Here is a 13554-nt window from a genome sequence, read left to right on the forward strand (position 1 = left end):
ATATCCGATGACGCTGACAGGAAAGGTGCAGAAGTTCCGGATGCGGGAGATCAGGGTTGCGGAGATCTCGGCTATAACTGCGGGTTGATATGCACGCAGGGCTTGCCCGCTCGCATAGGTACTGCACTACGTCAGCTGAGTGGGGTACTTGTGGCAGCGGGCAAGCCCGCGAAAGGGCCGGAATGGTCAACGCTCATTCAGCGCCTTGTAGAGTTCGCCAGCAACCTCGGCGACGCTAATCACGCCGCAAACGAACGCTGTAACGCGCTCAACGCAACTTCGCATTGGTCGCTGTCCAGGTGTGCCAGCAAGGTACCTGGCCCTGCATCGACCACCCCTGCATCCTGAAGCATGTAGACCACTTGTCGCTCATACGCCTCGCGCTGTCGGCAGGTTGCGAATGCCACGATGAAGGATGCTCCTAGGTTGCCATCAGGAGCCTCGAATCTTCACCGCAACCCGTCGTCAGCGCTACTGGCAAAAATATCAGGTCTGTGGTCTACCCTTAAGCCTTCACCGGTGGCTCCTGGCTCGGCGGGTCACCCACCGTCGGCGGCATGGTAGGCTTGATCGGCAGCTCGTCCGGCTCTTCTTCCGGCACGGGCGGTGGCAAGCTGGGGGCGTCGATGTTGGGATCGGGGGTTTCCGGTGGAATGGGAATGTTCATGGACTGACCTCGCGTGGGTGGAATGAAGAGGTGCTGCAGGCTCTGACCGCTGGCCGCTGCCGTTCGCTCAATTTTTTTGAACCCCGCGCCTGTGCCCGGCTCTGAACCCTTACCGCCACCAGCCTGAGGGAGCAAGGTCGATGTCACGTAACGAGCCCTTTGAAAGCGTGCCCATGGCGAACGATCACCCCGAACAGGCCATCAGCCTGTCCCAGGCGCTGTTGGCGCCGCGTGTCGTGATCGAAGACACCCAACCGGTGCTCGACGCCGGCACCTTTGCCGCCAAGGCCATCAGCGGCCAGCCTGTGGCGGTCAGCACCAAGGTGTACAGCGACGGCCACGACCGCCTGGCCGTGATGCTCAACTGGCGTCAGGCCCACAGCCGGCGCTGGCACTGCGTGGCCATGCATTCGCCGGGCAACGACCTATGGCTGGCCGATTTCACACCTGCCGAGCTGGGCCTCCATCTGTTCAGCATCGAGGCCTGGATCGACCCCTGGGCCACCTATTGCCACGACCTGGAGAAGAAGTACGCCGCCGGCGTGGAGGTGAAGCTGGAGCTGGAGGAGGGCCGCTTGCTGCTGGGCAAGGGCATCGAACGCAGCGACGGACTGCTGCGCGAGCAACTGGCGCAGCTGCAGCAGCGCTTGCCGGGATTGCCGGTGGAAGAACAGGTGAAGACGTTGCTGCACCCTGAGGCCGCCCGTTTGATGGGGGAGGCCGAGCACCGCAGCTATCTCACCCGCAGCCGCGAATTCCCGCTGGACGTGGACCGCGAGGCGGCCCAGTTTGCCAGCTGGTATGAGCTGTTCCCGCGCTCGGTCACCGACGACCCCGAACGCCACGGCACCTTCGATGACGTGCACCAGCGCCTGCCGATGATCCGCGACATGGGCTTCGACGTGCTGTACTTCCCGCCGATCCACCCCATCGGCATGAAGCACCGCAAAGGCCGCAACAACGCCTTGCAGGCCGAGCCCGGCGACCCCGGCAGCCCTTATGCCATCGGTAGCCCCGAAGGCGGGCACGACGCCATCCACCCGCAGCTGGGCAGCCGCGAGGACTTCCGCCGACTGGTCGCCGCCGCCGCCGAGCAGGGCCTGGAGATCGCCCTGGACTTCGCCATCCAGTGCTCCCAGGACCACCCCTGGCTGCAGGAGCACCCCGGCTGGTTCAGCTGGCGCCCCGACGGCAGTATCCGCTACGCGGAAAACCCGCCGAAGAAATACCAGGACATCGTCAACGTCGACTTCTACGCCCCCGAGGCGGTGCCGAGCCTGTGGCTGGCGCTGCGCGACGTGGTGGTCGGCTGGGTCGAGGAGGGGGTGAAGACCTTCCGCGTCGATAACCCGCACACCAAGCCGCTGCCGTTCTGGCAATGGCTGATCGGCAATGTGCGCAGCCAGCACCCCGAGGTGATCTTCCTCGCCGAAGCGTTCACCCGCCCGGCGATGATGGCGCGCCTGGGCAAGGTCGGCTACGCGCAGAGCTACACGTACTTCACCTGGCGCAATACCAAGCAGGAGCTGCGCGACTACTTCGAGGAGCTCAACCAGCCGCCGTGGAGTCAGTGCTACCGACCCAACTTCTTCGTCAACACCCCGGACATCAACCCCTTCTTCCTGCAGACCTCCGGAAGGGCGGGCTTTCTGATCCGTGCGGCGCTGGCGACCATGGGTTCGGGATTGTGGGGCATGTACTCGGGCTTCGAACTGTGCGAGGGCACGCCGCTGCCGGGCAAGGAGGAGTACCTGGACTCGGAGAAATACGAGATCCGCCCCCGGGACTTCACCCAGCCTGGCAACATCGTCGCCGAGATCGCCCAGCTCAACCGCATCCGCCGGCACAACCGCGCCCTGCAGACCCACCTGGGGGTGGTGTTCCTCAACTGCTGGAACGACAACATTCTCTACTTCGCCAAGCGCACCCCCGAGCGCGACAACTTCATCCTCGTGGCCATCAGCCTCGACCCGCACAACGCCCAGGAGGCCAGCTTCGAGTTGCCACTGTGGGAGCTGGGGTTGGACGACAGCGCCGATACGCAAGGCGAGGACCTGATGAACGGCCAGCGCTGGACCTGGCATGGCAAGACCCAGTGGATGCGCATCGAGCCGTGGCACCAGCCGTTCGGTATCTGGCGCATCGAGAAGTCGCGCTAGCCCCGCGATGGGCTTCAAGCTGAACCCTCGGACACAAAGGAGTCCCCAATGGCCAAGCGTTCCCGCCCGGCAGCCTTCATCGACGATCCGCTGTGGTACAAGGACGCGGTGATCTACCAACTGCACGTGAAATCGTTCTTCGACGCGAACAACGACGGCATCGGCGATTTCGCAGGCCTGATCGGCAAGCTCGACTACATCGCCGAACTGGGCGTCAACACCCTCTGGCTGCTGCCGTTCTACCCCTCGCCACGGCGCGATGACGGCTACGACATCGCCGAGTACAAGGCCGTGCACCCGGACTACGGCAGCATGGCCGACGCCAGGCGCTTCATCGCCGAGGCGCACAAGCGCGGCCTGCGGGTGATCACCGAGCTGGTCATCAACCACACCTCCGACCAGCACCCCTGGTTCCAGCGCGCCCGGCATGCCAAGCGCGGCAGCAAGGCCCGGGACTTCTACGTGTGGTCGGACGATGACCAGAAGTACGACGGCACGCGCATCATCTTCCTCGACACCGAGAAGTCCAACTGGACCTGGGACCCGGTGGCCGGCCAGTACTTCTGGCACCGCTTCTACTCGCACCAGCCGGACCTCAACTTCGACAACCCGCAGGTGCTCAAGGCCGTCATCGGGGTGATGCGCTTCTGGCTCGACATCGGCGTCGACGGCCTGCGCCTGGACGCCATCCCCTACCTGATCGAGCGCGACGGCACCAACAACGAGAACCTCCCCGAGACCCATGTGGTGCTCAAGGCGATCCGCGCCGAAATCGATGCCAACTACCCCGACCGCATGCTCCTGGCCGAGGCCAACCAGTGGCCCGAGGACACCCGCCCGTACTTCGGCGAGGGCGATGGCGACGAATGCCACATGGCCTTCCACTTCCCGCTGATGCCGCGCATGTACATGGCCCTGGCCATGGAGGACCGCTTCCCGATCACCGACATCCTGCGCCAGACCCCGGAGATCCCGGCCAACTGCCAGTGGGCGATCTTCCTGCGCAACCACGATGAGCTGACCCTGGAGATGGTCACCGACCGCGAGCGCGACTATCTGTGGAACTACTACGCCGAGGACCGCCGCGCCCGCATCAACCTGGGGATTCGCCGGCGCCTGGCGCCGCTGCTGCAGCGCGACCGGCGGCGTATCGAGCTGCTCACCAGCCTGCTGCTGTCGATGCCCGGCACGCCGACGCTGTACTACGGTGACGAACTGGGCATGGGCGACAACATCTACCTGGGCGACCGCGATGGCGTGCGCACCCCCATGCAATGGTCGCCGGATCGCAACGGCGGCTTCTCGCGGGCCGACCCGCAGCGTCTGGTGCTGCCGCCGATCATGGATCCGCTGTACGGCTACCAGACGATCAACGTCGAGGCCCAGGCCCACGACCCGCATTCGCTGCTCAACTGGAACCGCCGGCTGCTGGCGGTGCGCAAGCAGCAGAAGGCCTTCGGTCGCGGCAGCCTGAAGATGCTCACGCCGAGCAACCGGCGGGTGCTGGCCTATATCCGCGAATACACCGATGCCGAGGGCAACGTCGAGATCGTGCTGTGCGTGGCCAACGTCTCGCGGGCCGCCCAGGCCGCCGAGCTGGAGCTGTCGCAGTATGCCGACAAGGTGCCGGTGGAGATGCTTGGCGGCAGTGCCTTCCCGCCCATCGGCCAGTTGCCGTTCCTGCTGACGTTGCCGCCCTATGGCTTCTACTGGTTCCTGCTGGCCAGCCACGACCGCATGCCCAGCTGGCATATCCAGCCCAGCGAGGGCCTGCCCGAGCTGACCACCCTGGTGTTGCGCAAGCGCATGGAGGAACTGCTCGAATCACCGGCCCGCGAGACGTTGCAGGCGGCGATCCTGCCGCAGTACCTGCCCAAGCGCCGCTGGTTCGCCGGCAAGGAAGGTCCGATCGACCAGGTCCGCCTGCGCTATGGCGTGCGCATGGCCACCCCGGCGTTGCCGGTGCTGCTTGGCGAGCTGGAGGTGCATAGCGAAGGCGTGGTCACCCACTACCAGCTGCCCTTCGGATTGTTGCCGGAGGAGCAGATCAATGCCGCGCTGCCCCAGCAGCTGGCGCTGTCGCGGGTGCGCCGTGGCCGTCAGGTGGGGTTGATCACCGATGCTTTCGTGCTCGAGCCCTTCATTCGCGCCGTGCTCCAGGGCTGCCGGGACGGCCTGCGGTTGGCCTGTGGCGATGGCCTGGGCGAGTTGCGCTTCCACAGCACCGAACAGTTGGCTGCGTTGCAGCTCGATGAGCACAGCGAGGTGCGCTACCTGAGCGCCGAGCAGTCCAACAGCTCGGTGGTGGTGGGCGGCAGCCTGGTGCTCAAATTGATTCGCCGGGTCAATCCGGGCATTCACCCGGAGTTGGAGATGAGCGCCTACCTGACCGCCGCCGGCTTTGCCAATATTTCCCCGTTGCTGGCCTGGGTCAGCCGCGTGGACGACAGCGAGCAGCCGCACTTGCTGATGATTGCCCAGGGCTACCTGAGCAATCAGGGCGATGCCTGGGACTGGACGCAGAACACCCTGGAGCGGGCGATCCGCGACCAGATGGAGCCCACCAGCGTCGAGCAGGAGGCGCACACCGATGCCCTGGCCGAGCTGACCGGCTTTGCCGCCTTGCTTGGCCAGCGCCTGGGCGAGATGCACCTGTTGCTGGCCGCGCCGAGTGACGATGAAGCGTTCCGTTCACGCCCGAGCGACGCCCGCGACAGCGAGCGTTGGAGCCGCCAGATCAGTGCCGAACTGAGCCATGCCCTCGACTTGCTCGCCCAGCACCGTGACACCCTGGACAGCGACAGCCAGGCCCTGGTCGACGACCTGCAGCAACAGCGCGAAGGCCTGCAGCAGCATGTCGACAATCTCGCACACCAGGCCCAGGGCGGGCTGCTGATGCGGGTCCACGGCGACCTGCACCTGGGCCAGGTGCTGGTGGTGCAGGGCGACGCCTACCTGATCGATTTCGAGGGCGAGCCGGCGCGACCGCTGGATGAACGCAGGGCCAGGCACAGCCCGTACAAGGATGTCAGCGGCGTGCTGCGATCCTTCGACTATGCTGCTGCGATGATCCTGCGCAGCGCCTCGGCGGTAGACCTGTCCGAGGCGGCGCGTCAGGCCCGGCAGCGGGTCGCCCGGCAGTACCTGCACCAGTCGCGCCATGCCTTCGTCGAAGCCTATGGGTTGGCCACCGCCGCCATGCCCCACGCCTGGCAGCAGGCCGAGGGCGAGCGCGCCGCGCTGGAGCTGTTCTGCCTGGAGAAGGCCGCCTACGAAATTACCTATGAAGCCGAGAACCGGCCAAGTTGGCTGGCCGTGCCTTTGCATGGTTTGCATGGGCTGATCAGCACCTGGGGGGAGGGCTGAAGGTTTGCGAGGTTGTTGTAACGGCCTTCGTGAAATCAGGCTTCGTGGGAGCGGGCTTGCCCCGCGATAGGGCCATAGCCGCCATCGCGGGGCAAGGCCGCTCCCACAAGCCACAAGCCGATGAGGCGGTGAAACATTTCTTGAACACTTGGAAAGGGACAGAGAGATGAATGCAACCACGCGTGATAACGGCGGCCTTCGGCAAAGGGACCTCGATGCCCTGGCCCGCGCCGAGCACGCCGACCCGTTCGCCGTACTCGGCCCGCACCCCGATGGTGCGGGCGGCCAGTTCATCCGGGCCTTCCTGCCCAGTGCCCTGAGCGTGCGCGTGCTGGCCCGCGACGACGGCAGGGTACTCGCCGAGATGCGCCAGGGCGGCGTGCCCGGTCTGTACACCGCGCACCTGAACCAGGCGGTCCCCTACCTGCTGCAGATCGGCTGGGCCGGTGGCGAGCAGGTCACCGAGGACCCCTACAGCTTCGGCCCGCAGTTGGGCGAGATGGACATGTACCTGTTTGCCGAGGGCAACCACCGCGACCTGCCCGGGCGTTTCGGCGCCCAGCCGACCGAGGTGGATGGGGTCGCCGGCGTGTGCTTTTCGGTATGGGCGCCGAATGCCCGGCGGGTGTCGGTGGTGGGCGAATTCAACAACTGGGATGGCCGCCGCCACCCCATGCGCCTGCGCCATGGCGCCGGGGTGTGGGAGCTGTTCGTGCCGCGCCTTGGCGTGGGCGAGACCTACAAGTTCGAAGTGCTCGGCCATGATGGCGTGCTGCCCCTCAAGGCCGACCCCCTGGCCCGCGCCACCGAACTGCCGCCGAGCACAGCCTCCAAGGTGGCCGGCGCCCTGGCCCATGAATGGCGCGATGGCCAGTGGCTGGAACACAGGGCCCAGCGCCACGCCTACAGCGCGCCGCTGTCGATCTACGAGCTGCACGTCGGCTCCTGGCGTTGCGAGCTGGACGATGCCGGCGAAGTCGCCCGTTACTACAACTGGCGCGAACTGGCCGAGCGCCTGGTGCCATATGTGCAGGAGCTGGGTTTCACCCATATCGAGCTGATGCCGATCATGGAGCACCCCTTCGGCGGCTCGTGGGGCTACCAGCCGCTGTCGCTGTTCGCGCCGACCTCACGCTATGGCAGCGCCGAGGACTTCGCCTTCTTCGTCGATGCCTGCCACCAGGGCGGCATCGGCGTGCTGCTGGACTGGGTGCCGGCGCACTTCCCCACCGACGAGCATGGCCTGGCGCGTTTCGACGGCACTGCCCTGTACGAATACGAAAACCCGCTGGAAGGCTTTCACCAGGACTGGAACACGCTGATCTACAACCTCGGGCGCAACGAGGTGCGCGGATTCATGCTGGCCTCGGCGCTGCACTGGCTCAAGCACTTCCACATCGATGGCCTGCGCGTGGACGCGGTGGCCTCGATGCTCTACCGCGACTATTCGCGCAAGGCCGGTGAATGGGTGCCCAACCGCCACGGCGGGCGCGAGAACCTCGAGGCCATCGACTTCATCCGCCATCTCAACAACGTCGCCGCACATGAAGCGCCGGGCGCGCTGATCATCGCCGAGGAGTCCACCGCCTGGCCCGGCGTCAGCCAGCCGGTACAGCAGGGCGGCCTGGGCTTTGCCTACAAGTGGAACATGGGCTGGATGCACGACACCCTGCACTACATCCAGAACGACCCGATCCACCGCACCTATCACCATAACGAGATGAGCTTCGGGCTGATCTACGCCTATTCCGAGCATTTCATCCTGCCCATTTCCCACGACGAAGTGGTGCACGGCAAGCATTCGCTTATTGACAAGATGCCCGGCGATCGCTGGCAGAAGTTCGCCAACCTGCGCGCCTACCTGGCGTTCATGTGGACCCATCCGGGCAAGAAGCTGCTGTTCATGGGCTGCGAGTTCGGCCAGTGGCGCGAGTGGAACCACGACCAGCAGCTGGACTGGTACCTGCTGCAGTACTCCGAGCACCAGGGCGTGCAGAAGCTGGTCGCCGACCTCAACCGCCTGTACCGCGAACTGCCCGCGCTGCACGAGCAGGACTGCCAGCCGCAGGGTTTCCAGTGGCTGATCGGCGACGATGCGCACAACAGCGTGTATGCCTGGTTGCGCTGGAGCAGCCAGGGCGAGCCGCTGCTGGTGGTGGCCAACTTCACCCCGGTGCCGCGGGAGGGCTACCGCATCGGCGTGCCGTTCGGCGAGCACTGGGTGGAACTGCTCAACAGCGACGCCGAGCTGTATGCCGGGTCGAACGTGGGCAATCTCGGGGCGGTGGTGGCCGATCAGGTGGCCAGCCATGGCCAGCCATTGTCGCTGGCGCTGAACCTGCCGCCGCTGGGGGTGCTGGTGATGAAGCCGGCCTGATGTGTCGACTGTCCTGGCCTCATCGCCGGCAAGCCGGCTCCCACAGGGATAGCACCTGTAGGAGCCGGCTTGCCGGCGATAAGGCCGAGCCTGCTTACCAGCGCATCCTGACCCCCAGGCTGCCGATCAGCCCATTGAGGTCATTGTCATCCACATCGGAGCTGTAGTCGGCGCTGACGAACAGCGCCACGTTCGGCGTCACCCGGGCCACCAGGCCCAATCCCAGTTCCACCGTGGCGGCGCTGCGCGAGCTGGAGATCTTGTCCACCTGGTCCAGCTTCACCGGGTCGGCGTTGCTGAAGTCGTACCAGACGTTGGTGCGCACATAGGGTTCGATGGGCATGCCACGCACCTCGTAGCGCGCCGACAGCTTGGCGCCGACCCGGCCGCTCCAGCTGGGTTGGCTGTCAAAGGCCTGCAGGGTCTCTTCCTGCACCTGGCTGCCGGGGAAGAACTGCTGGTTGATCAACTGCGCCTGGGGCTCGATCACCCAGCCGGCGCCCAGGCCGATGGGGTAGCCGCCCTCCACCGAGAAGGTCATCGCGTGGCCGCTGTCGTCAAGGCGCTGGCCCGCCTGGGAACGGCCGTTGACGTCGATGCGCGTGCCCATGGCCACGGCGTCCACGTGCCAGCCCTGCTCGTGGGTCATGCTCCAGTACACGCCGAGGCTTTCGCCGCTGAGATTGACCGCGTTGCGCTGCTTGTCGCCAAGCAGCGGGCGCATGCCGTTGAAGGTGCTCTGCAGGTTGTTGTGGCCGACGAAGATGCCCGCGCGGTGCACATTGCCCGCGTTGGTTTCACGCACGAACAGGTCCGGGCCGATCACCATCTGCTGGCTGGGTGCCTCCACCTGTGCCGGTGGCTGGGCGCCCTGGCGAGGCGTGCCGGGGAAGAACTGCGCCCACTGGCTGGCGATGTGTTCGTTGTCGAGTTGGCCGTGGCGCTCGCCCATGCGTTCGGAAAAGGCGTTCAGCATGCCCTGGCTCAGGCCGCTGGCGCTGACCGGATCGAGCGATAGTCGCGGCACCTCGGGTTGCGCCAGGAAGGGGGCGAAGGGCTCGCCCTCCTGCAGTTCGAACGCGAAGGTTTCCACCGGGGTTGCCAGGAGCAGCGACGTGGAAACCGCACAGAAAAAAGCGTCGAAGCGCGAGGGATTCGAGGTGCTTTTCATGGCGGATCTCCTGTTGTGTGTGAAGTGAACAGCCCGATACCTGGCCTGATGTCACGAGCTGTACGGCAAGAACAGGGGCGACCCAAACCAGCGCGCCAGCCTCTTGGAACGCGCACGAGGGCGCGAGCTAGAGGCCCGGCACGAGATTTTCCATCTGGTGATTACTGTTCAGCTAAGGAGAGGACGGCGCTTGCGTCAAGAAAGCGTGAAATGATCGCGAAATGCCTGTTTGGCTACACAAGTTATTGAATAAATTGGAAATTGATTCACGCATATCGACAATGGTGATTTGCCGCCACGCCGCTATGCCGAATCGTTGCTACAAGCGTACCTCCACCGCCAGCGGCAAGTGATCGGACAGGTGGGTCCAGGGTTTGTTGCCGAGGATTCTCGGCGCGTGGCTGTCGGCATTGCGCAGGTACACGCGGTCCAGGCGCAACAGGGGCAGGCGGGCAGGGTAGGTGCGGGCGAGCAAGCCATGATGGCGCTCGAAGGCCTCGTGCAGGTCGCGGTGCAGGCGCAGGGTGCGGTTGCCGCGCAGCCGCCAGTCGTTGAAGTCGCCGGCGATGATCACCGGGGCGTCGGCGGGCAGGGCGTCGAGCAACTGACGCAGCAGGTGCAGCTGCTGCTGCCGGTGCCGCTCGAGCAATGACAGGTGCACGCAGATGGCATGCACCTGCTGCTGGCCGGGGACGTCCAGTACGCAGTGCAACAGGCCGCGGCGCTCGGGGCCGGTGATCGACACGTCGAGGTTGCGGTGCTCGATGATCGGGTATTTGGACAGCAGCGCGTTGCCGTGGTGGCCGTCGGGGTAGACCGCGTTGCGGCCGTAGGCGAAGTCGCTCCACATGCTGTCGGCGAGAAATTCGTACTGCGAAGTCTGGGGCCAGCCGGGGTAGCGCGCGGCGTGGCGGTCGTGGCTGCCGAGTACCTCCTGGAGGAACACGACATCGGCCCCGGTGCTGCGCACCGCCTCGCGCAGCTCCGGCAGGATGAAGCGTCGGTTGAAGGCGGTGAAGCCCTTGTGGGTGTTGACCGTCAGCACCTTGACCCGGTGCACGGCCGGGGCCTGGCTGACGCTGGCGAAACCTGGACTGCCGGCTTCGAGGTTCACGGGTGCTCCTCTGGGCAACGTGTGACGTCGTGGAAGCGGGCTTGCCCCGCGATGACGGCAGAGGCCCTATCGCGGGGCAAGCCCGCTCCCACGGTACAAATTAGGACCGGACGTCCGCTCCTGGGTTCAGTCCTCCTCCCGCTGCAACACCATCAGCAGCAACGACCGCCCCTTGACCTCGAACACCGTATCGAACGCCAGGTGCTGCGCCTTGCGCAGCTCGGGCCGGTCGGTGTCGACCAGGCAGCTCCAGTAGTCGCCCTCCGGCACCGCCGGCAGGGTGAACGGCACCACGTCGTGGTAGGCGTTGACGATCAGCAGCATGGTCGCCTCGGCGCCGGGCCGGGCGATGCCGCTGACCTGGGCGCGGCCATCCATCAGCATGCCCAGGCAACGCCCGTGCGGATCTTCCCACTGCTCGACTGTCATCTCGCTGGCGTCCGGGGCCAGCCAGGTGACGTCCTTGACCCCGATCGCCTCGTTGTAGTCGCCGACCAAAAAGCGCGAGCGCCGCAGGATCGGATAGGCCAGGCGCAGCCGGGTCAGGCGCTTGACAAAGGCCATCAGCGCCTGGCCGTCCTCGTCCAGGTCCCAGTTCACCCAGCCGATCTCGCTGTCCTGGCAGTAGGCGTTGTTGTTGCCGTGCTGGGTGCGGCTGAACTCGTCGCCGGCGACGATCATCGGCGTGCCCTGGGCCAGCAGCAGGGTGGCGAAGAAGTTGCGCATCTGGCGCATGCGCAGCGCATTGATCGCCGGATCGTCGGTGGGGCCTTCGACGCCGCAGTTCCATGACAGGTTGTTGTCGGTGCCGTCCTGGTTGTTCTCGTCGTTGTCCTCGTTGTGCTTGTCGTTGTACGACACCAGGTCGCGCAACGTGAAACCGTCGTGGGCGGTGACGAAGTTGACCGAGGCGTAGGGGCGCCGGCCGCGGTTGTTGAACAGATCGCCCGAGGCGGTGATGCGCGCGGCGAAGTCGGCGAGCATGCCTTCGTCGCCTTTCCAGAAGCTGCGCACGGTGTCGCGGAAGCGGTCGTTCCACTCCGCCCAGCCCGGGGCGAAGTTGCCCACCTGGTAGCCGCCGGGGCCGCAGTCCCAGGGTTCGGCGATCAGCTTGGTCTGGCTGAGCATCGGGTCCTGGCGACAGGCGACGAGGAAGCCGTGGCGCTCGCTGTAGCCGTCGTGATAGCGGCCAAGGATGGTCGCCAGGTCGAAGCGAAAGCCATCCACATGCATCTCGCCGGCCCAGTAGCGCAGCGAGTCGGTGACCAGTTGCAGCACCCGTGGATGGCTCATGTCGAGGGTATTGCCAGTGCCGGAATCGTTGATGTAGAAGCGCCGGTCGTCGGGCATCAGGCGGTAGTACGAGGCATTGTCGATGCCGCGCATCGACAGGGTCGGGCCGCGTTCGTTGCCTTCGGCGGTGTGGTTGTAGACCACGTCGAGGATCACTTCGAGCCCTGCGTCGTGCAGGTGGGCGACCATCTCCTTGAACTCGGCGATCTTGCCGCTGGCCAGGTAGCGCGGGTGGGGGGCGAAGAAGGCGATGCTGTTGTAGCCCCAGTAGTTGTTCAGGCCCTTGTCCAGCAGGTGCTGGTCGTTGACGAAGGCGTGGATCGGCAGCAACTCGATGCTCGACACGCCCAGCTCCTTGATGTGGCCCAGCAGCTCGTCGTTGGCCAGGCCCGCGAAAGTGCCGCGCAGGTGCTCGGGCACCGCCGGGTGGCGCATGCTGATGCCGCGGGTGTGGGCCTCGTAGAGGATGGTGCGCTCCCACGGGATCGACACGCGCTGGTCGCGGCCCCAGGTGAAGGCCGGGTCGATGACCTTGCACTTGGGCACGAACGCCGCGCTGTCACGCTCGTCGAACGACAGGTCGCCGTCGGGGTGGCCGATGGTGTAGCCGAACAGCGCCTCGGACCATTTCAGCGTGCCCACCAATTGCTTGGCATAGGGGTCGATCAGCAGCTTGTTGGGGTTGAAGCGGTGGCCGTTCTCCGGTTCGTAGGGGCCGTGCACCCGGTAGCCGTAGACCAGGCCCGGGTGGGCGTCGGGCAGGTAGCCGTGGTAGATCTCGTCGGTGTACTCGGGCAGCTCGATGCGCTCGATTTCGGTTTCGCCCGTGGCGTCGAACAGGCACAGCTCGACCTTGGTGGCGTTGGCCGAGAACAGGGCGAAGTTGACCCCAAGGCCGTCCCAGGTGGCGCCGAGGGGGAAGGGCAGGCCTTCGCGGATGCGCGACGGGGCGACGGAGCGGGTTTTCTTCGGGGTGCGGGGGCTCATGGCGGTCCTCATGGTCCGGGGGGAGGTGGCCATCGCGGGGCAAGCCCGCTCACACGCACGTGCACTCAGTGACTGAGGCGTGGGAGCGGCGGTGCGCCGATGCGACTTGCCCGGCGATGAGGCCGGTACAGGCTTGCAAAAGGCTCAACCAGCGGCAGGTTTCTTCGCCGCTCGCGGTTTTTTAGCCGCCGCAGCCGGCTTCACGCCCGGCAACGCCGCCACCTTGGGGTCTGCCGGTGGCTTGGGCTTGGCCGCTGTCTTCTTGCGTGGTGGCGCCTTGGGGGCCAGCGCTTCGGCCTCGGCCAGCTTGCGCGCCTTGTCCCAATGTTCCGCCTCGCGCCCCTCAGGCTTACCCTCCGACTCCCAGATCTGATACGCGAACTCGCGAATACGCTTTTCATCGACACTCATCACGACGCT

8 protein-coding genes are annotated in these 13554 nt (G+C 65.8%); 3 read left to right on the forward strand and 5 right to left on the reverse strand.

Going from position 1 to position 13554, the window contains the following annotated elements:
* Positions 1–505: 505 nt before the first annotated feature.
* A complete protein-coding gene (locus KHO27_RS05340; RefSeq protein WP_214501315.1) occupies positions 506–667 on the reverse strand; it encodes a hypothetical protein in 162 nt (53 codons plus the stop codon).
* A gap of 140 nt (positions 668–807) precedes the next feature.
* Between KHO27_RS05340 and KHO27_RS05345 the strand changes: the two genes are divergently transcribed.
* From KHO27_RS05345 to glgB, 3 genes are all read left to right on the forward strand, one after another.
* A complete protein-coding gene (locus KHO27_RS05345) occupies positions 808–2826 on the forward strand; it encodes an alpha-1,4-glucan--maltose-1-phosphate maltosyltransferase (RefSeq protein WP_214501316.1) in 2019 nt (672 codons plus the stop codon).
* 48 nt (positions 2827–2874) lie between these two features.
* Positions 2875–6192: a maltose alpha-D-glucosyltransferase gene (treS, locus tag KHO27_RS05350; RefSeq protein WP_214501317.1), complete on the forward strand. Its 3318-nt coding sequence runs from the start codon at positions 2875–2877 to the stop codon at positions 6190–6192.
* A 166-nt stretch (positions 6193–6358) separates the two neighbouring features.
* Positions 6359–8569 (forward strand): 1,4-alpha-glucan branching protein GlgB, encoded by a 2211-nt coding sequence (gene glgB / locus KHO27_RS05355; RefSeq protein WP_111532988.1) that lies wholly within the window; start codon positions 6359–6361, stop codon positions 8567–8569.
* 94 nt (positions 8570–8663) lie between these two features.
* Here the strand turns inward: glgB and KHO27_RS05360 are convergent, their stop codons facing one another.
* The 4 genes from KHO27_RS05360 to KHO27_RS05375 all read right to left on the reverse strand — a co-directional run bounded on the left by KHO27_RS05360 (position 8664) and on the right by KHO27_RS05375 (position 13548).
* On the reverse strand, positions 8664–9740 hold the full coding sequence (locus KHO27_RS05360; protein ID WP_110698622.1) for an autotransporter domain-containing protein: 1077 nt from the start codon (positions 9738–9740) through the stop codon (positions 8664–8666).
* Between the two features lie 319 nt (positions 9741–10059).
* Positions 10060–10854, reverse strand: coding sequence for an endonuclease/exonuclease/phosphatase family protein (locus tag KHO27_RS05365; RefSeq protein WP_110698620.1), 795 nt, complete (start codon positions 10852–10854; stop codon positions 10060–10062).
* 126 nt (positions 10855–10980) lie between these two features.
* Positions 10981–13134 carry a glycogen debranching protein GlgX gene (gene glgX / locus KHO27_RS05370; RefSeq protein WP_214501318.1) on the reverse strand — a complete coding sequence of 718 codons (2154 nt, stop codon included), beginning with the start codon at positions 13132–13134 and terminating at the stop codon, positions 10981–10983.
* Positions 13135–13278: 144 nt separating this feature from the next.
* Complete coding sequence (locus tag KHO27_RS05375; RefSeq protein WP_110698616.1) at positions 13279–13548, reverse strand: DUF2934 domain-containing protein; 270 nt, start codon at positions 13546–13548, stop codon at positions 13279–13281.
* Positions 13549–13554 lie beyond the last annotated feature (6 nt).

The sequence above is a fragment of the Pseudomonas sp. RC3H12 genome, from assembly GCF_018596375.1.
GTDB lineage: Bacteria > Pseudomonadota > Gammaproteobacteria > Pseudomonadales > Pseudomonadaceae > Aquipseudomonas.